This is a genomic window from Mesorhizobium sp. BH1-1-4 (assembly GCF_020165665.1).
Taxonomy (GTDB): Bacteria; Pseudomonadota; Alphaproteobacteria; order Rhizobiales; family Rhizobiaceae; genus Mesorhizobium.
On record NZ_JAIUIN010000013.1, the window covers coordinates 61,208 to 80,142 of the forward strand.

17 protein-coding genes and 1 tRNA gene are annotated in these 18,935 nt (G+C 63.5%); 6 read left to right on the forward strand and 12 right to left on the reverse strand.

Annotated elements, in window-relative coordinates; all coding sequences use genetic code 11:
• Nucleotides 1-161: 161 nt before the first annotated feature.
• Complete coding sequence (locus LB569_RS21075; protein WP_224542423.1) at nucleotides 162-1,718, reverse strand: DHA2 family efflux MFS transporter permease subunit; 1,557 nt, start codon at nucleotides 1,716-1,718, stop codon at nucleotides 162-164.
• Between the two features lie 124 nt (nucleotides 1,719-1,842).
• Nucleotides 1,843-3,033 carry an HlyD family secretion protein gene (locus LB569_RS21080; RefSeq protein ID WP_140702997.1) on the reverse strand — a complete coding sequence of 397 codons (1,191 nt, stop codon included), beginning with the start codon at nucleotides 3,031-3,033 and terminating at the stop codon, nucleotides 1,843-1,845.
• Nucleotides 3,034-3,160: 127 nt separating this feature from the next.
• On the opposite strand from LB569_RS21080, the gene LB569_RS21085 reads away from it, so the two are divergent.
• Complete coding sequence (locus tag LB569_RS21085) at nucleotides 3,161-3,895, forward strand: TetR/AcrR family transcriptional regulator (protein ID WP_224693941.1); 735 nt, start codon at nucleotides 3,161-3,163, stop codon at nucleotides 3,893-3,895.
• Nucleotides 3,896-4,121: 226 nt separating this feature from the next.
• Here the strand turns inward: LB569_RS21085 and yihA are convergent, their stop codons facing one another.
• The 3 genes from yihA to LB569_RS21100 all read right to left on the reverse strand — a co-directional run bounded on the left by yihA (nucleotide 4,122) and on the right by LB569_RS21100 (nucleotide 5,914).
• Nucleotides 4,122-4,781 carry a ribosome biogenesis GTP-binding protein YihA/YsxC gene (gene yihA / locus LB569_RS21090; RefSeq protein WP_140702993.1) on the reverse strand — a complete coding sequence of 220 codons (660 nt, stop codon included), beginning with the start codon at nucleotides 4,779-4,781 and terminating at the stop codon, nucleotides 4,122-4,124.
• Nucleotides 4,778-5,416 (reverse strand): CatB-related O-acetyltransferase, encoded by a 639-nt coding sequence (locus LB569_RS21095; protein WP_224693990.1) that lies wholly within the window; start codon nucleotides 5,414-5,416, stop codon nucleotides 4,778-4,780. Before LB569_RS21095 ends, yihA begins: the two co-directional genes overlap by 4 nt.
• Before the next feature lie 123 nt (nucleotides 5,417-5,539).
• Nucleotides 5,540-5,914, reverse strand: a complete 375-nt coding sequence (locus tag LB569_RS21100) for a hypothetical protein (RefSeq protein ID WP_224693942.1) — start codon at nucleotides 5,912-5,914, stop codon at nucleotides 5,540-5,542.
• A 324-nt stretch (nucleotides 5,915-6,238) separates the two neighbouring features.
• On the opposite strand from LB569_RS21100, the gene LB569_RS21105 reads away from it, so the two are divergent.
• Nucleotides 6,239-7,534 (forward strand): HlyD family secretion protein, encoded by a 1,296-nt coding sequence (locus tag LB569_RS21105; RefSeq protein WP_224693943.1) that lies wholly within the window; start codon nucleotides 6,239-6,241, stop codon nucleotides 7,532-7,534.
• The gene (locus LB569_RS21110; protein ID WP_140702987.1) at nucleotides 7,531-9,078 is read left to right on the forward strand and encodes a DHA2 family efflux MFS transporter permease subunit; all 1,548 of its coding nucleotides are present in this window, start codon (nucleotides 7,531-7,533) and stop codon (nucleotides 9,076-9,078) included. The genes LB569_RS21105 and LB569_RS21110 overlap by 4 nt, the downstream gene beginning before the upstream one ends.
• A 193-nt stretch (nucleotides 9,079-9,271) precedes the next feature.
• Here LB569_RS21110 and LB569_RS21115 read toward each other — a convergent pair whose 3' ends face one another.
• The 4 genes from LB569_RS21115 to rpmH all read right to left on the reverse strand — a co-directional run bounded on the left by LB569_RS21115 (nucleotide 9,272) and on the right by rpmH (nucleotide 12,348).
• Entirely contained in the window at nucleotides 9,272-9,832 is a 561-nt protein-coding gene (locus tag LB569_RS21115; RefSeq protein ID WP_224542375.1) for a fasciclin domain-containing protein, read from the reverse strand.
• Nucleotides 9,833-10,010: 178 nt separating this feature from the next.
• Nucleotides 10,011-11,831: a membrane protein insertase YidC gene (gene yidC, locus LB569_RS21120; protein WP_140702983.1), complete on the reverse strand. Its 1,821-nt coding sequence runs from the start codon at nucleotides 11,829-11,831 to the stop codon at nucleotides 10,011-10,013.
• A 14-nt stretch (nucleotides 11,832-11,845) separates the two neighbouring features.
• Nucleotides 11,846-12,199, reverse strand: a complete 354-nt coding sequence (gene rnpA / locus LB569_RS21125) for a ribonuclease P protein component (RefSeq protein ID WP_140702981.1) — start codon at nucleotides 12,197-12,199, stop codon at nucleotides 11,846-11,848.
• Nucleotides 12,200-12,213: 14 nt separating this feature from the next.
• Entirely contained in the window at nucleotides 12,214-12,348 is a 135-nt protein-coding gene (rpmH, locus tag LB569_RS21130) for a 50S ribosomal protein L34 (protein WP_008833937.1), read from the reverse strand.
• 275 nt (nucleotides 12,349-12,623) lie between these two features.
• Between rpmH and LB569_RS21135 the strand changes: the two genes are divergently transcribed.
• The gene (locus tag LB569_RS21135; RefSeq protein WP_224693944.1) at nucleotides 12,624-14,111 is read left to right on the forward strand and encodes an ATP-binding protein; all 1,488 of its coding nucleotides are present in this window, start codon (nucleotides 12,624-12,626) and stop codon (nucleotides 14,109-14,111) included.
• 269 nt (nucleotides 14,112-14,380) lie between these two features.
• Nucleotides 14,381-14,457, forward strand: a tRNA-Arg gene (locus tag LB569_RS21140).
• 337 nt (nucleotides 14,458-14,794) lie between these two features.
• Here the strand turns inward: LB569_RS21140 and LB569_RS21145 are convergent.
• Together LB569_RS21145 and LB569_RS21150 are read right to left on the reverse strand one after the other, a co-directional pair.
• Nucleotides 14,795-15,583 carry an SDR family oxidoreductase gene (locus tag LB569_RS21145; RefSeq protein ID WP_224693945.1) on the reverse strand — a complete coding sequence of 263 codons (789 nt, stop codon included), beginning with the start codon at nucleotides 15,581-15,583 and terminating at the stop codon, nucleotides 14,795-14,797.
• The gene (locus LB569_RS21150; protein WP_224693946.1) at nucleotides 15,580-15,909 is read right to left on the reverse strand and encodes a nuclear transport factor 2 family protein; all 330 of its coding nucleotides are present in this window, start codon (nucleotides 15,907-15,909) and stop codon (nucleotides 15,580-15,582) included. Before LB569_RS21150 ends, LB569_RS21145 begins: the two co-directional genes overlap by 4 nt.
• 67 nt (nucleotides 15,910-15,976) lie before the next feature.
• Between LB569_RS21150 and LB569_RS21155 the strand changes: the two genes are divergently transcribed.
• Nucleotides 15,977-16,972 (forward strand): LysR family transcriptional regulator, encoded by a 996-nt coding sequence (locus LB569_RS21155; RefSeq protein WP_224693947.1) that lies wholly within the window; start codon nucleotides 15,977-15,979, stop codon nucleotides 16,970-16,972.
• Nucleotides 16,973-17,243: 271 nt separating this feature from the next.
• Here the strand turns inward: LB569_RS21155 and LB569_RS21160 are convergent, their stop codons facing one another.
• On the reverse strand, nucleotides 17,244-18,902 hold the full coding sequence (locus LB569_RS21160) for an FAD-binding dehydrogenase (protein ID WP_224693948.1): 1,659 nt from the start codon (nucleotides 18,900-18,902) through the stop codon (nucleotides 17,244-17,246).
• Between the last annotated feature and the right edge of the window lie 33 nt (nucleotides 18,903-18,935).

Genomic DNA, 18,935 nt, shown 5'->3' on the forward strand with positions numbered 1-18,935 from the left:
ACACCAAGGGCAATAAAAAACTCCGGGCTTTGCGGCCCGGAGTTTTTTGCGTGGGTCAGAGCTTCGGGCGTGGACTGGAGGAGCTTCCCGAAACCGCTGCCCACTTTTCTTTGTTTCACGCAGTTCCAGGAAAACCACTTCACCATTTCCTGGAATTGCTATCAGTGCCCGCCGCCTCCGCCACCACCGGGCGCGGCCGGCTTCTTGATCAGCATGGTGAAGAACCCCAGCGTCCCGAACAGCACCGTAAGCAGATAAAACACATCCATGAACGACAGCAGCGCCGCCTGCTGCTGGACCATGCCCGACAGCTTGGAGATCGCCGCAGTTGAGGCATCCAGGCCGGTGGTCTGCTCGAAATTGAGCGTCATGTTCTGCAGCTTGGTCTGCGCGGCGGCACTGCCCCACTGCACGTGCTCGGCGAGCCGGGCGTAGTGGAAGGCATTGCGGTCGATCAGCACCGTGTTGATGAGGGCAAGGCCGACCGCGCCGCCGAGGTTACGTGTCAGGTTGAACAGGCCGGAGGCATTCTTCAACCGGTCCGGCGGCAAGGTGCCGAGCGCGATGTTGTTGATCGGCACCATGCACAGCATCATCGAACAGCCGCGCAGGATCTGCGGGATGAGCAGCTCGTAGAAATCCCAGTCGGCGGTCAGGTGCGTCATCCACCACGTTCCCGTGGCGAAGCCGAAAAGGCCGATCATCATCATCAGCCGCAGATCCATCTTGCTGGACAGGATACCGGAAATGGGCGCGGTGACGAACATGGCCAGGCCGCTGACGAACAGCGCTTCGCCGATCATCATCGAATCGTAGCCGCGGATGCGCCCGAGGAAGACCGGATAGAGATAGGTCAGGCCATAGAGGCCGATGCCGATGACGAAGGAAAACAGCGAGCCGAAGGCGAAGTTGATGTTGCTGAACGCCTTGAGGTCGACGATCGGTTCCTCGGCGGTGAAAACCCGCCAGAAGAAGATCACCGCGCCGATGGTCATGACGATGGCGCAGATGAACACGCCCTGGTCCTGCATCCAGTCATTGTTCGGGCCTTCTTCCAGCACATATTCCATGCAGCCGAGGAAGGCCGCCATGCCGGCGAGGCCCCACCAGTCGAACTTCGAGAACAGCTTGAGATTGGGCTTGTCGAAATCGATCAGCGTCCAGGCCGCGGTCGCCACCAGAATGCCCGGCACGACATTGACCAGGAACAGCCAGTGCCAGGAAAAGGCGTGGCTGATATAGCCGCCGACGGTCGGGCCGATGGTCGGCGCCAGCGTCGCCACCAGGCCGATCATCGGCGAGACGATGGCGCGGCGCGACGGCGGAAAGATGGTGAAGGCGGCGGCGAAGACGCTCGGGATCATGCCGCCGCCTATGAAGCCCTGCACGGCGCGGTAGACGATCATCTGGTCGATGTTGGTGGCGGTCGCTGCAAGGGCGCTGGCCGCGGTGAAGCCCGCCGCCGCGACGGTGAACAGCACGCGCGTCGACAGCATGCGACTGAGGAAGCCCGACAGCGGGATCATGACCACCTCGGCGATCAGATACGCCGTCTGCACCCACGGGATCTCGTCGGAGCTTGCGCTGAGGCCGGCCTGGATCTCGGCCAGCGAGGCCGAGACGATCTGGATGTCCAGGATCGCCATGAACATGCCGAACACCATCGCCAGGAAGGCGATGACGCGGCGCGTCGAAATCGTGTCGGGCGCGGCCGGCATTGCCGGCGGCGATCCTGCGGTGATGGTTGCGGTTGCCATTTCCTGGCCCTCCTTGGGGCCTCGTTGAGGCAGGCCGGGCGGCTCGGTGCTTCAATCAGCCACCAAGCCGCCCTCCGAAAAGCGCTTAGTTGCTGGTCGCGGCGGGCGCGGTACGGCTGTCGACGGCCACGACGACGCTCAAGCCGGCGCGCAGCTTGCCGGTCTTCAGCGCATCGGCGGGCACGTCGATGCGGACCGGCACGCGCTGCACCACCTTGGTGAAGTTGCCGGTGGCGTTTTCCGGCGGCAGCAGCGAAAACACCGCGCCCGAGGCCGGCGCCAGCGAGGAGACGGTCCCCTGGATGGGCTGGCCGTCGATGGCGTCGACCGAGATGTTGACCTTTTCGCCGGGCACCAGCCGGGCAAGCTGCGTCTCCTTGAAATTGGCGACGATGTAGAGCTTGTCCATCGGCACGACCACGGCGAGCTTCTGGCCGGGGCTGACCAGATCGCCCTGTTCGACGGAGCGATTGCCGACGACGCCGTCATATGGCGCCTTGAGCACGGTGAAGGAGAGGTCGCGCGCGGCCTTGTCGCGGCCGAGCTGCAGCGAGGCCAGCGTGCTGGCGGATTCCGCGCGCTGCGCCTCGAGCACGCCGATATTGGCCTGCGCGGCGGCGATCTGCGCGTCGGCGCCGACGAGCGCCGCCTTGGCCTGGTCGAGCGCGGTCTGGGCGTCGTCCAGCTGTGCCTGCGTGCCGACATGCGTCTTGACCAGTTGCGCGGCGCGCTGCTGGGCACGGCCGGCATTGTCGGCGGCGGCTTGGTCGGCGACCTTCTGCGCCTGTGCCTGCTGCAGGGAAGCCTGCGCGGCCTTGGTCTGCGCGTCGATGCGGTCGAGCGTCTTGGCCAGCGTGGCGATCTGCGCCTCGGCCTGGGCAACGGCGATCTTGTAGTCGCCGGCATCGATCGTCAGCAGCGGATCGCCGGCCTTGACCTGCTGGTTCTCGCTGACCAGGACCTGGTCGACATAGCCGGAAATTTTTGGCGAGACGAACGCCATGTCGGCCTGGACATAGGCGTCGTCCGTCGAGATCATGAAGCGGCCCGTGGTCCAGTAGTCATAGCCATACCAGGCGCCGCCACTCAAAAGGGCAAGGCCGATGATCGGCAGCAGGAGGGAGCGCACCGAGCGCTTCTTCTTGGCCGGGGCTTCCGCTTCAGGTGGCGGTGCGACAGCCGGCTGGACATGCACGTCGGGCGCTTCCGTCGCCGGGGCAACCTTGGCGTTGGGGAAAGGACGGACTTCGGCGGTGGCGGGCGTGTTCGAGGACATGACATCTCTCTAAAATTATAATACTGAACCGTTCGGTTCGATCCGGGTGTTGACATAGCGCGGAAAGAGGACCATATCAAGGGAAATCGAACCGGTTGGTTCGAATTATTTTCGAGGTGTCACTTTGATGGTTGAGACTGTGAGCAACGCCGAAACCGACCAGTGCGAAGACCTGCTGGACGGTCTGCGCCGTGGCCGCCCGGCGGCCGGACAGGATCCGGTCAAGCGCGGCCAGATCATCGACGGCGCCCGTCGTGTCTTCATAGAAAAAGGCTTCGAGGCCGCTTCCATGAACGACATCACGCGCGAGGCCGGCGTGTCGAAAGGCACCATCTATGTCTACTTCGCCAACAAGGAAGAGCTGTTCGAGGCCCTGATCGAGGAAGAGCGCGGCACCATCTTCAAGAACATGTATGACGTGCTCGACCGCGCCGACGATTTGCGCCAGACGCTGGTCAAGTACGGCAAGGTGCTGTCGATGAAGATCACCTCGGCCAGGGTCATCCAGGCGCAGCGCACGGTCATCGGCGCCTCCGACCGGATACCCGACATGGGCGCGCGTTTTTACGAACGCGGCCCCAAACGCGGCCATGACAAGGTCGTGACATTCCTCAATGTCGCCATCGAACGGGGCCTGCTTGAGATCGACGATGTCGATCTTGCCGCCTATCAATTCACCGAACTGTGCCTGGCCGGCCTTTTCAGGCAGTGCATCTTCGCCTACCGCACCAAGGCGCCGAGCCAGGAGGAAATCGACCACATTGTCAGGTCGGGGGTCGACATGTTCCTCAAGGCCTACGGCACCGAGAGGCTGGCCGAGGAAGAGAGCCACCAGCTGATCGCAATCGAGGCGAAGCCTTAGCCAAGGTTCCGGACGTCGCTTGCCTGGCGCGTCTTTTGGCGGTCGGCGGGAACCTTAATCCCTTCGTCATCCTCGCGTCTCCGCGACGGAGCTTCGCTCCTGCTCCGCCCGTGGATGACGAAGTTGGCGAGGCTTCGGTCAATTCCGAATGTCAGAGACGGTCCGCCGGAAAAATCATAATCCCCGCCGCCAACGGCCCTAACGCCATCAGCCCTGTCCCGCGCTGCTAACCGCCATTGGCTGCAAGCACGATAGCAGCCTGCAAGTCCTCCAGGCCTTCGGCCTTTTCCGAGGAGGTCGCCAGGACGAACGGAAACGCCGCAGGACGCTTCTTGATCTTGGCCAGCGTTTCCTCGATCAGCCGCGGCACGCCGGCGGCCTTGATCTTGTCCGTCTTGGTCAGCACGATCTGGTAGGACACCGCCGCCTTGTCGAGCAGCGACAACACCTCGTCGTCCTTGGCCTTGATACCGTGGCGGGCATCGATGAGCACATAGACCCGCTTCAGCGTGACCCGGCCCTTGAGGTAGTCGAAGACCAGCTTGGTCCAGTCGTCGACTTTTTCCTTGGGCGCACTCGCATAGCCGTAGCCCGGCATGTCGACCAGCGCCATCGGCGGCAGGTCGGCGCCCTCGCCGGAAAATCCGTCCGGCACGAAGTAGTTGAGTTCCTGCGTGCGCCCCGGCGTGTTCGAGGTACGCGCCAGCCCCTTCTGGTTGACCAGCGCGTTGATCAGCGAGGACTTGCCGACATTGGAGCGGCCGGCAAAGGCGATCTCCGGCGGTCCTTCCGGCGGCAGGAATTTCATGGCCGGCACGCCCCGGATGAAGATCCACCCGCGCGTGAACAGGTCGGTTTGGATCGCGGTGCTGTTGGGAACGTTCAAGCTGCTGCCTCCAGAAGAGAGATATCGGAGCCCCGGATGGCATCGAGGTTGCGGCCGATCTTGTCCACCGGCCAGTCCCACCAGGCCACCGCCACGAGCCGCCGGATCGTCCTGTCGTCGAAACGCGTCTTGACCACCGTGGCCGCGTTGCCGGCAACGATCGCATAGGGCGGAACGTCATGCGTCACCACCGATTTGGCGGCGATGATGGCGCCATGGCCGATTTCCACGCCAGGCAGGATCACCGCCTCCATACCGATCCACACATCGTTGCCGACGATCGTATCGCCGCGCACTTCCTTCGACCATGTCTGTGGGTCAAAACCCTTTTCCCAGCCATGGCCGAAAATGTTGAATGGATAGGTTGAGAAGCCGGACATGGCGTGATTGGCGCCATTCATGATGAAGCGCGCGCCTTCGGCGATGGCGCAGAACTTGCCGATGATGAGACGATCGCCGATGAAGGGATAGTGATGCAGCACGCATTTTTCGGCGAATTTGTCCGGCCCCTCCGGGTCGTCATAATAGGTGAAGTCGCCGATCTCGATGTTCGGCGCCGTCACCAGAGGCCTGAGGAAGCCGACGCGCGTGTGCATCGGGATCGGGTGCTTGATGCCGGGATTGGGTCCATCCATGTCGAAGTCCGTCCAGGAAGTGATAGCCACGCGGATCCGGAAATCCGCGCGCCTGGTCAAAATAACGTGATCCGCCCTATAGCACCAATCGGCTGACGAGCGAGCCTTCCTTGCTCACCGCGCTCATTTGTTGCCGCGGCAGATCACGATCGGGTTGGACAGCGCGCTGTCGAAACCGCTGCCCTGGTAGACCTGAACGTTGGAGGCTCCGGGCGGCAGCATGAAGCTGCCTTCGACGACCTTCTGATCTCCCGCCATGGTGTGGAGATCCCAGCTAAAAGTGCAGAATTGCGGCGGCGCCTTGGGTTCGACGTGGCTGCAATTGAGCTGCGCACCGCCCAGCATGGCGGCGCCGCCGCAGCTGACCGCGTCCTTTGCAACAGCGGCACCGGAGCATCCAACCAGAGCCGTGACGGCTGCGATCCTGATCCAGTTCATCGTCGAAATCCTTGCCGGCAAACGCCTATCGCCCGGCACTTCCCGCGTGCCGTGGCCCATCAGATTTTTCTTCTGCGCGGCTTAGTGCGTCTTGCGCGCGCCGTCCAGCAGGATTATGTGCATGATGATAATAAGCATGCTCACGAAAACTTGTCCGCAGACGATCCCTTATCATGCCCTCCTCATCCACCATCGGCTTCGTGCCGCGTGACGCCGCGCGCCGGCTTCGACAATGGCCTGGGCATCGGGGGCCTGGGCATCGGGGCTTTGGGCATCGGCCGCTTGGACATTGGCGGCTTGGGCATCGGCTGAAAACGCAACGCTTCATCGAATCCAATCTGTTCGCGGCTCGCACCCTTCGGGCCGTCGACCGGGAGAAAATACATGGCTGACTCGACATCCCCCAAGAAGCCTGCCGGAGAAGAAACGCCGGCGGGCCGGACCGACCAGATTATCCAGCTCGACAGCGAGCGCGAACAACGGCGGGCCAATGTCGTCATCGACAATGACGAACTGGAAGCGCCGGTCGCCTTGGAGCCGGCGGCGCTCGAGGCTCCGGCCAAGGAGCCGCAGTCACAGCAGGCTCCTCCTGTCGCTGTTGCTCCCCCTGTGCCGGCCAAGCCAAAGCGCGGCCTGACGCGGCCGGTGCTTTTTGCCCTGCTTCCCGTCGCCCTTGTCGTCGGCGGTTACTACTATGTCACCGGCGGTCAGCTTATGACGACCGACAATGCCTATATCCAGGCGCAGTCGCTCGGCGTCTCCACCGACGTCTCCGGTACCGTGCAGGAGATCGACGTGCACGAGAACCAGGCGGTGAAGAAGGGCGATGTGCTGTTCCGCTTGCGACCGGCCTCCTTCGAGACCGCTCTCGCCGCCGCCCAGGCCCAGCTCGGCACGGTGCGCAACCAGGTTCTGACCCTGGAGGCGAGCTACCAGCAGTCGCTGTCGCAGATCGAGCAGGCGCAGGCCGACATCCCCTATTACGAAGCCGCCTTCCAGCGGCAGCAGGATCTGCTCAAGACCTCCACCGCCTCGAAGGCTTCTTTCGACAGCGCCCAGCACGATCTCGTCGCCGCGCGCCAGAAAGTGTCCGTCGCCAAGGCGCAGGCGCAGGCCACGCTCGCGCAGCTCGGCGGCGACGCCAACCAGCCGGTCGAGAAGAACCCCTTCTACCTGCAGGCCCAGTCGGGCGTCGACGATGCGCAGCGCAACCTCGCCGATTCCGTGGTCAAGGCGCCGTTCGACGGGATCGTCACCAATGTCGACGCGCTGCAGGTCGGCAAATATCTCCCGGCCTCGCAGCCGGCGTTCAGCCTGGTCTCGTCGACCGATCTGTGGATCGCGGCGGAACCGAAGGAAACCGAGCTGACCTATGTCAGGCCGGGACAGACGGCGACGATCAGCGTCGACACCTATCCGGGTGCCGTCTGGCACGGCAAGGTCGCCTCGATCAGCCCCGCGTCGTCGTCGAGCTTCTCGCTGCTGCCGGCGCAGAACACCACTGGCAACTGGGTCAAGGTCGTGCAGCGCATTCCGATGCGCGTGACGATCGATGGTATCGAGGGCAATCCGCCGCTGCGCGGCGGCATGAGCGCGGTGGTCGATGTCGAGACGGGTCATGCGCGCGGCCTGCCGGATTTCGTCACCAACCTCATCGGCTTGTTCGGACAAAAGTCATGACCAGCGCGTCCGCGACAGCTGCCACGCCGGTGGTCGCCAATCGCGGCGCCATCACCGCATGCGTGATCCTGGCCGTCATCATGCAGGCGCTCGACACCACCATCGCCAATGTCGCGCTGCCTTATATCCAGGGCAGCGTTTCGGCCAGCGCCGACCAGATCAACTGGGTGCTGACCTCCTACATCGTGGCAGCCGCAGTGATGACGCCGCCTTCGGGCTATCTTGCCAATCGCTTCGGCCGCAAGCGCATCCTTCTGACCTCGATCACCGGCTTCGTCGTTGCCTCCGTTCTGTGCGGTTTCGCGCAGTCTTTGCCGCAGATCGTCGGCTTCCGCCTGCTGCAGGGCCTGTTCGGCGCCGCACTCGTGCCGCTGTCGCAGAGCATCCTGCTCGATATCTACAGCGTGGAGGAGCGCGGCTCCGCCATGGCGCTGTTCGGCATTTCGGTGATGGTCGGGCCGGTGCTGGGACCCGTCATTGGCGGCTGGCTGACCGAGAATGTCAGCTGGCGCTGGGTGTTCTACATCAACGTTCCGATCGGCGCGCTGGCTTTCGCCGGCGTGTCGCTATACGTCCTGGAAACCAAGCTGGACTTCAAGGCAAGGCTGGATTGGCTGGGTTTCGGCATGCTCAGCATCACCATCGCCGCCTTGCAGATGTTTCTCGATCGCGGCGAACAGCTCAACTGGTTCTCGTCATCCGAGATCATCGTCGAGGCGGTGATCTGCGCGTCGGCCTTCTACATCTTCCTCGTCCACACCTTCACCGCCCGCAACACCTTCGTCAATCCGAGGCTTTTCCTCGACCGGAATTTCGCCGTCGGCATGGTCTTCATCTTCATCATCGGCATCACCTATCTCGCCTCGCTGGCGCTGATGACGCCCTATCTGCAGACGCTGATGGGTTATCCCGTGGTGACGGCCGGCATTGTCATGGGGCCGCGCGGGCTTGGCACGATGGCCTGCATGTTCCTGGTTGGCCGGCTGATCGGCAAGGTCGACACGCGCTGGCTGCTGCTCATCGGCCTGCTGGTCACCGCCTGGGCAATGTACGACATGACCGGCTGGACGCCCGATGTCTCGCAATGGACCATCATCTCAACCGGCTTCATCCAGGGCGCCGGGCTTGGCTTCCTGTTCGTGCCGCTGACCACCATCACCTTCGCCACGCTGGCGCCGGAGCGGCGCGCGGAAGGCACCGGCCTCTACAATCTGTCGCGCAACATCGGCTCCAGCGTCGGCATATCGGTGGTCACCGCGCTTCTGACGCAGAATGTGCAGATCAACCACGCCAACATCGCCACCTATGTCACGCCCTTCAACCAGGCGTTCAGCGATCCGGCGATCTTCCAGGCGATGAACCCCTACACCGCCGCCGGCCGCGCCGCGCTCGACGGCGTCGTGACACTGCAGGCGACTGTTATCAGCTACATGAACGACTTCAAGCTGATGATGATCCTGTCGCTGGCGGCGATCCCGCTGGTGCTGCTGCTGCGCAAGCCGGGAACGCCGGCCAAGGTCGACCATAGCGCCGTCATGGAGTGATCGGCCTGGGCGGTCGAGTTTCGATGCTGACCGTCCTCACGGCATTAAAGGAAACCGGGGCCCTGTGAGGGACGACAGGGCCCCGGCCTGGCCGACACGGCTTCCCAGGAAACATGGCACCTCGTGGTGAGGCGGGGATGGCGGACCGAGAAAGCCCCAACGGCCCGCCAACGCCCCCTTTCGCCGGAAGCCGTTACTTCGGCAACAGCACCTTGTTGACGACATGGATGACGCCATTCGACTGGTTGACGTCGGCGATCGTCACCTTCGCCTCGCCACCGGACTCGTCCATGATGTAGAGCTTGCCCTTCTTGACTTCGGCGGTGAGCGTGTCGCCCGAGACGGTCTTCATCTCGTATTTGCCGCCCATCGCCTTGGCCTTCTTCATCATCTCGGCGCCCGAGATCTTGCCCGCCACGACATGCGCGGTCAGCACCTTGGTGAGCTTGTCCTTGTTCTCGGGCTTGAGCAGCGTGTCGACCGTGCCTTTCGGCAGCGCCGCGAAGGCTTCGTTGGTCGGGGCAAAGACGGTGAACGGGCCAGCACCCTGCAGGGTGTCGACCAGGCCGGCCGCCTTGACGGCGGCGACCAGCGTCGTGTGGTCCTTCGACTTGACCGCGTTCTCGACGATGTTCTTGGTGGCGTACATCGGCGCGCCGCCGACATTCGGGTTCTTGGCATAGGCGGGAGCGGCAATCGCCATGCCGGCGACAAGGGCTGAAATGGCGATGGTCCTGAATGTGGGCAAGCGCATGTGGTCTTCCTCCGGGTGAGGGCTGATCGGAATTGATAGCCTTTGGAACGCACACGCAGTCACGCCCCGCGCGTGCTCGCAGTTTCGCCGATCACGGGAACGTGAACAGAGGCCTGCCCGAACGAAAAAGCGCCGGACGAGCCGGCGCTTTTGACATTGTTTGCCTTCAGGAGGGCGGCTATTCCGCCGGTGACGGTTTCTTGCGGAACAAGGCCACCAGATTGTCCCACAGTTCGATCTTGGCGCCCTGGCGCTTCATGATCACGCCCTGCTGCAGGATCGACAGCGTGTTGTTCCAGGCCCAGTAGATGACCAGGCCGGCCGGAAAGCCCGCCATCATGAAGGTGAAGATCACCGGCATCCAGGTGAAGATCGCGGCCTGCGTCGGGTCCGGCGGCGTCGGGTTCATACGCATCTGCAGGAACATGGTGACGCCCATGATCAACGGCCACACGCCGATCATCAGCATGTGCGGTAGGGTGACCGGGATCAGCCCGAACAGATTGAACAGCGAGGTCGGATCGGGCGCGGCCAGATCCTGGATCCAGCCGAAGAACGGCGCGTGCCGCATCTCGATGGTGATGTAGAGCACCTTGTAGAGCGAGAAGAAGACCGGGATCTGCAGCGCCACCGGCCAGCAGCCGGCGAGCGGATTGATCTTCTCGGTCTTGTACAGCTCCATCATCGCCTGTTGCTGCTTCATCTTGTCGTCCGCGTATTTCTCGCGGATTTCAAGCATCTTGGGCTGCACCTTCTTCATGTTCGCCATCGATGCGTAGGACTTGTTGGCGAGCGGGAAGAAGATGGCCTTGACGATGACGGTGGTGGCCAGGATCGCCAGGCCGAAATTGCCGAGGAATTTGTAGAGCGTGTCGATCAGCCAGAACATCGGCTTGGTGATGAAGTGGAACCAGCCCCAGTCGATCAAAAGGTCGAACCGCTTGATGTGGCGGTCTTCGGCATAGGCGTTGATCTTGCCGACTTCCTTGGCGCCGGCGAAGATTTCGGTCTCGACGGTCGCCGACTGGCCGGCATCGACATTGATGGCGTCGGTCAGGAAGTCGGACTGGTAGCGATGGCGGCCATCCTCGAAATAGGCGTAGCGCGGCTGGAAAGGCTGCTTCTCGGTCGGCACCAGCGTGACGGCCCAATATTTGTCGGTGATGCCGAGCCAGCCATCGGTCGACTTGCCAGGCTGGTACTGCTTGTCCTTCTCGACGGACGCATATTTGTGTTCCTGCAGGCCTTCCGTGCCGGTGAAGCCGATCAGGCCTTCATGCAGCACATAGGTGCTGGCCACCGCCGGCTTGTCGTAGCGCGTGACGCGGCCATAGTTGAACAGCGAAACCGCGCTCGAGCCGGCGTTCTGCACCGTGTCCGACACGGTGAACATGTAGTTGGCGTCAACCGAGAAGGTGCGCTTGAAGGTCAGCCCCTTGTCGTTGGTGTAGGTGAGCGTCACCGGCGTCGACGGGGTCAGCGTCGGATTGCCGTCGACGTTCCACACCGTTTCCGCGCCCGGCACCGCGCCGGTCTTGTCGTTGCCGACAAAGCCGATCTCGGCGAAATAGCCCGTGGGCAGCGCCTGCGGGTTGAGCAGTTCGATCTCGGGCGAATTCTTGTCGACGGTCTCGGTGTAATGCTTGAGCTTGAGGTCGTCGAGCCGCGCGCCGGTCAAATTGATCGAGCCTTCGAGGCTCGGCGTGTCGATCTTGACGCGCTTGGAAGCCGCCAGCGCCTGGTCGCGGCCGGCAGCGGTGACGACGTCCCCGCCGGGCGCATTGGGGATGGCGCCCGGAGCGGTCGTTCCCGGCGCCGGTGTCGACGCCCCCGGATTGGCGGCGTCGGCCGCCTTCTTCTGGTCCTCGACGCGCTGCTGCTCGACCTTGGCGGCCTCGCGCTGCGCCTCGACGCGCGGGTTCATGTAGAAAACCTGCCACAAAGTCAGGATCAGCACCGACAGCGCGATGGTGATGAAGAAGTTCCGGTTGTTTTCCATCGAGAGCCCTTGGCCTATCGTGTTCCGCGAAGTCGGCGGGAGAGTTCGGCCTTCAACTGGCCGAAGGGGGCGCGCAGCGCATCGTCGCGCCCGACGATGACATAGTCATTGCCGGGCATCATGTCATCGGCGGCGTGGGTACGCACGGCTTCTTTCAGCCGCCGCCTGACGCGGTTGCGAACAACCGCGTTGCCGACCTTCTTGGTGACGGTGTAGCCGACGCGCGGCACCCCGCCATCGCCGCGGTCAAGGACCTCGACGAGGAAAAACCGCCCGCGGCGCTTTTCACCGCGGCGGACGGCCAGGAATTCCGCGCGTTTCAGAAGCCGCTTGGGACTTTGACCCACTGGCTTGCCGGTTGCGGGCAACGATCTCGTCTCGCTTAGGCGCTGAGCCGCTTGCGGCCGCGATTGCGGCGAGCTGCGACGACGCCACGGCCACCCTTGGTAGCCATGCGGGCACGGAAGCCGTGCCGACGTTTGCGGACGAGTTTGGACGGTTGGTAGGTACGCTTCATTTGTTTTAATACCGCGGGGTGCGGCCCTTCTTGTGTCTGTCATTTGTAACAGGAGCTTTGCCGGGCCGGTTTTGGCGCGATCGAAACCGCGCCGGGACGAATGGCCCGAGCGTGAGCGGGCTTATAGAAAGAAGGGTTTTGGAAGTCAATCCGGCGTCGGCGCGCCAAAGACGCACGTCTTTTGAGCATCTATTTTTCCGACCAAGGGCGAAATTGGCAAAAAAGCCGTAATCGCATAATCTTGGCTGATCAAGTGATTGTGAAGATCGAGTCGCATGAGCGAAGCCAGTCAAGCGGGAGAAGGGACCGGAACGGCGTCGGACGCCGTCCGTACGGTGCCGCTGTCGCGCGGACTGTCGACGAAACTGCTGCTGCTCACCATCGTTTTCGTGCTTTTGGCCGAAGTGCTGATCTTCCTGCCCTGGATCGCCAGCTATAGGCTGAGCTGGCTCAAGGAGAGGCTGAGCACGGCCGCCGCCGTGTCGATCGTGCTGGTGCAGGGCGAGTCGACCTCGCTGTCGCGCACGGCCCAGAATGACGTGCTGATGGCGATCGGCGCCAAGGCGATCGCGGTGCGCGACGGCGGCGTCTCGCGGCTTCTGGTGGTGGCCGACATGCCGCCACAGGTCGATGAGCACATCGATCTCGCCAGCGTCGGCATGGTCAAGGGCATGACGGGCGCGCTGGATACGCTGTTTTTCGGCGGCGACAGGATGCTGCGCGTCTTTGGGCCGGTCGGCGACAGCGACAAGGAGTTCGAGCTGATCATGCCGGACTACTCCTTGCGCAAGGCCATGCTCATCTATTCGCGCAACGTCGCCTTCGTCTCGCTGCTGATCTCGCTGTTCACGGCCATGCTGGTTTACGCCGCGATCGACCTGATCATGATCGGCCCGATCCGCACCATGACGCGCTCGATGCTGTCCTTCTCCGAGGCTCCCGACGACCCCGGGCGGATCATCCATCCGGCCGACCGCGCCGACGAGATCGGCGTGGCCGAACGCGAATTGTCGCAGATGCAGGAGCGGCTGCAGAAGATGCTGGCCGAGCAGAAGCATCTGGCCGACCTCGGCCTCGCCGTGTCGAAGATCAACCATGACATGCGCAACATCCTGGCCTCGGCCCAGCTGATGTCGGACCGCCTGCGCCAGGTCAAGGATCCGACCGTGCAGGCTTTCGCGCCCAAGCTTCTGCGCGCGCTCGACCGCGCCGTCTCCTATTCGGAGGGCGTACTTCACTATGGCCGCACGCAGGAACCGCCGCCGTCACGCCGCAGGGTGCGGCTGCGCCAGCTGGTCGAGGACGTGCACGGCCTGCTCGCCATCGAGGAGGGCATCGAGTTCATCAACGCCGTCGAGGCGGCTTTCGAAGTCGATGCCGATTCCGACCAGCTCTTCCGGGTGCTCACCAACCTGTGCCGCAACTCGGTGCAGGCGATGGCGGCCGATACCGAAAGCGCCGTCGTGCGCCGGCTCGCCATATCGGCCGAGCGCATGGGCAGCGTCAGCCGCATCGCCGTCACCGACACCGGCCCCGGCCTGCCGCCGAAGGCGCGCGAAAACCTGTTCGCGGCCTTCCGCGGCTCCGCGCGCAGCGGCGGCACCGGTCTCGGCCTGGCGATCGCCCACGAACTGATCCGGGCACATGGCGGCTCGGTGGAACTGGTCGAGTCGATCGGCGGGCGCACCACATTCGCCGTCACCATCCCCGACCAGCCGGTGCGCCTCGACCAGGCCCGTGGCAGCCTGCGCCGCCCGGCCTGACGCTTCCCTGCCGTTTCCCCAGGGGGTTCCCCGCCTTCCACGCCAGTTGTTCCTGCCTGGCCTCGCCTGATCGTCCGCTTCTGGATCAAGGCGGCCCAGGGCGGCTTCAGAATGCCGGATCGGCGCCTGCATCGCCGGATGACAGGCTTGCGACAAAACTTTTGCCGGATCGGCTTGCTTTTCGCAAATTCAGTCGTTAGGGAACTGCACACATTCGCGGCCGGTCTTTCGGATCGGATCGCGGGGCCGTCGAAAACATGGCCTGATGCGCGCCCGTAGCTCAGCTGGATAGAGCACCAGACTACGAATCTGGGGGTCAGGAGTTCGAATCTCTTCGGGCGCGCCACTCTTCAAGCAAGTGCTTGAAATCGCTTTAAGCGTTGATTTTACAGCATTCTGACCTGCACGTTTGCTACTGACGGAGCGTAAAATGGCGCGCATTAAATAAGTCCAGCGGCGGGCAAATCGGTTCGAATTCGGTATCACCTACCAGAAGACATCGCTGGTATAACCTAAGTAGCGCGGCTTGGCCCGCGTAACGCGCAAGCTTTGGCGCGGCGGCCGGTGATCATGCGACCGCAGTCGCTCCTGAGGCCGGAGAGCAGAGGTTGAGGCCATGAGGGCATGTTCATACGTCTGTCCACGCTGGGCCAACTCGGCCAAGCGTGGACGGGCCCCTTTGATCAGACGGTCGGGACGGTGCCGCCGTCGACAACGAGCTCCGAACCATGGATCGAAGAGGCGCGATCCGAGGCCAGAAAGGCGATGGCTTCGGCGACCTCGAACGGATCGGCTCCGCGCCCGATGGCAATGCCGCCAAGGCCGGCCAGGACGAGTTGGCGCGCGTCCTCGATAGTGCCACCGTTGGCGGCTTGGATGCGCTTGAGAAATACATCGGTCCCCTCGGTCATGATCCAGCCGGGAGAGACGACGTTGACCCTCACGCCTTTGGGACCCAGTTCCTTGGAGATGGACTTGCTGTAAGTCCGCAGTGCGGCCTTGGCGCTGGCGTAGGCGGTTGTCGCGTCGGGAAGCGGCAGGACCGACTGGATGGAGGTGACGTGCACCACCACGCCGCTGCCTCGCTCGATCATCTGCGGAATCAGGAGCCGGTCGAGGCGGACGGTGGCCAGGAGGTTCAGGTTCAGCTCGGAAAGCCAGTACTCGTCAGTCAGGGCGACAAAGCCACCGCCCGGGGTGGTCGAGCCGCCGAGCACATGGGCGAGAATGTCGACGCCGCCCAGACGCTTGAGCGCCGCACTGGCGAGGGCTTCTCCGCCCTCAGCCGTGGTCAGGTCCGCCTGTACGAATTCGACGCCATCGATGGGCTCCAGGGTTCCGCGGGCGGAAGTGATTACCCGGGCGCCGCCTGCCAGGAAGCGTTCGACGGTGGCGCGGCCCAGACCCTTGGTGCCGCCGCTGATAAGCACGCGCTTTCCCGCGAACTCGGTCGGATCAGCCTTGATGGTCATGCCGTGATCTCCAGCGCTTTGATGGCGTTGCTTTCGAGTGTGAAGCGGTAAGTGAAGCGGATCGGGCTGCCCCTGAAGTCGCCATGGGCAGGGCCTTCGACGACGACCTGACCGTTTTCGTGGCGAACGGCATCCGGCGTGAAGATCGCCTTGACCGGGATCACCGCTTCTTCGAACAAGGCCCGCATTCCGGCGTAGCCCTCGTGACGGCCTCCATCAGCAAAAAGGACCGCGTCGCGCGTGAAGGGGCTCAACATTCCGTCCACATCGAGGCGGGCGTTGGCGGCCACATACGCGGCGATGGGCGGTGGAAGTTCGAGCGTCATTGTTTTTTCCTTCTTACTGCGGTGCAGCCTTGAACGCTGCAAGTGTGTTTGCCCTGCCAAGATAGCGATGGACAAATGGCGCGATAATCAGGACAATTCGGCATGTCGCATCACGAAGTTCGGGATAATTGTGCAAAGTAGCCTGATGGACTTAAACGCAGTTCTCATGGTTGCGCGCCGGGGCAAGTTTCGCACGGCTGCGCTTGAGCTAGGGGTCTCAACGACCGCGCTCAGCAATGCGGTGGGAAAGCTGGAGCGCACGCTCGGGGTACGGCTCTTCAACCGGACGACGCGAAGCGTCTCCTTAACGGAGGCAGGTCAGCGGTTCGTTGCGCAAGTCGCACCTGCCGTGCAGGACATTCATGAGGCGATGGAGGTTGCGCGCTCTCAACAGGCCACCCCTTCGGGCACGCTGCGCATCAACGCCTTTCCGACGGCGGCACGGGAAATCTTCTCGTGGCTCGTCCTACCGTTCCTGTGCGTGCACCCTCAGGTCCACATCGACATCGTCACAGAGGGTCGCCTGGTGGACATTGTAGCGGGCGGCTTCGACCTTGGCGTCCGTAGCTCAGACCTTGTGCCGGCCGACATGATCGCACTGCCGTTAGGTGTCGCGCGGCGCAACGTTGTGGTAGGCGCACCGAGCTATTTGAAAGCGCACGGGACGCCCCTGATCCCCCAGGACCTCGCCGAGCATTCCTGTCTCCGCGTCCGGCTTCCCGATGGCGCGATCTACCGTTGGCCGTTCGAGAAGGATGGACAATCGGTCCATATCGACGTTGAGGGCCCCGTCACCCTCGACGAAGCGAGCCTCGCACGTACCGCCGCCCTCGCTTCCGTCGGCCTCACTCTGGCGATGGAATTCGACGTCCGCGACGACATCGAGGCAGGCCGCCTCGTGCGCGTGCTTGAAGATTGGACACCCACGCTCTCTCCCTTGAGCCTCTACTATCCCAGTCGCCGCAACCCAACCGCTGCCTTCAAGGCGTTCGTCGATTTCGCGCGGCGGCAAAGTGGAGCCAGCAACACCCTGAAGCCATCCATAGGTTGGGAAGCGCCATGAGCCCGCGCATGCTTTCCGTGCTGGCTGCATAAAGCAGACCGGCAGCTTCCGACCCCGAATCAGTCATTGCCAAGAAGTCCGTGCCAGCTCGGTCGCAACTGGTATTTGTCACGGGTTCATGCTCCAGGCATGCTACGTTACGATGAAAATAGACAAACAGAACAATGAGTAAGTGGATCGTGCGCTGCATCTCTTCGGGCGCGCCAAATCTTCCTTGGACTTCAATTCGTTGGTTGCGCGGTCGATGGCATCGGCTTTGCGGCCCGTCCTCTCACCCCACCGAGCGTGCCGCCGCCCTTCCCGCACCGCGCCCCGAGAAAATACAGCCGCCGAGGAACGTGCCTTCGAGCGCCGCATAGCCATGCACGCCGCCGCCGCCGAAGCCCGCGGCCTCGCCGACGGCATAGAGACCCGGCACCGGCTGGCCGTCGGTATCGAGCACGCGGCTGTCGAGATCGGTCTGCAGGCCGCCCAGCGTCTTGCGGGTCAGGATGTTCAGGCGCACGGCGATCAGCGGGCCGTTCGCCGGGTCGAGCATCTTGTGCGGCTTGGCCGTGCGGATCAGCCGGTCGCCCAGATAGGCGCGGGCGCCGCGCAGCGCGGTGATCTGCATGTCCTTGGAGAACGGATTGTCGAGCTGCCGATCGCGGGCGCGGATCTCACGCTCGACCGTTGCGACGTCAAGCAGCGGTTCGCCGTCGGCCAGCGCGTTCATGCGCGCCACCAGCTTCGGCAATTCGGCCTCGACGATGAAATCCTCGCCCTTTTCCATGAACGCCTTGACCGGGCCGGGGATGCCCGACGTGGCGCGGCCGAGCACCTGGCGCCAGCTTTTTCCCGTCAGGTCGGGGTTCTGTTCGGAGCCCGACAGCGCGAACTCCTTCTGGATGATTTTTTTGGTCAGGATGAACCAGGAATAGTCGAAGCCGGTGCTCATGATGTGGCTCAGCGTGCCCAGCGTGTCGAAACCGGGATAGAGCGGCACCGGCAGGCGCTTCCCCCGGGCATCGAGCCACAGCGAGGACGGGCCGGGCAGGATGCGGATCGCATGCTCGGTCCAGAGCGGCGCCCAGTTCCTGATGCCCTCGACATAGTGCCACATGCGGTCGCGGTTGATGATCGAGCCGCCGGCTTTTTCTGATATGGCCAGCATGCGGCCGTCGACATGGTCGGGCACGCCGGTGATCATGCGCTTCGGCGCGGTGCCCAGCCGCTGGGGCCAGTTTGCCCGCACCAGCTCATGGTTGCCGCCGATGCCGCCGGAGGCGACGATCACCGATTGGGCATGAAACTCGAAATCGCCCGATATTTCGCGCGAACTCTTGTGGCCACGTTCGACGGTGCTCGGCTCAAGGATCTCGCCGCGCACGCCGGTCACGGACGCGCCAGTTCGCGTCAGCTCATTGACCCGGTGACGGAACCTGAAGTCGATCAATCCACGCTTTTGCGCCTCGCGCACGCGCAGCACGAAAGGTTCGAGCACGCCGGGGCCGGTGCCCCAGGTGATGTGGAAGCGCGGCACCGAATTGCCGTGGCCGATGGCATTGCCGCCGCCGCGTTCGGCCCAGCCGACGACAGGAAAGAACTTCAGTCCGCGCTCCGTCAGCCAGGAACGCTTCTCGCCGGCGGCGAAACCGACATAGGCCTCCGCCCATTTGCGCGGCCAGTGGTCTTCGGGCCGGTCGAAGGCTGCGGTGCCCATCCAGTCCTCGAGCGCCAGATCATGGGAGTCGCGGATGCGCATGCGCCGCTGCTCCGGTGAATCGACCAGGAACAGCCCGCCGAACGACCAGAACGCCTGGCCGCCCAGCGACTGTTCCGGCTCCTGGTCGACGATGATGATTTTTTTGCCGGCCTCGGCAAGCTCGGCGGCGGCGACCAGCCCGGCAAGGCCGGCGCCGACAATGATGACGTCCGCGTCGTCAGCCATTTTTCCTCCCCAGGATTAGCCGGCAAATTTAAT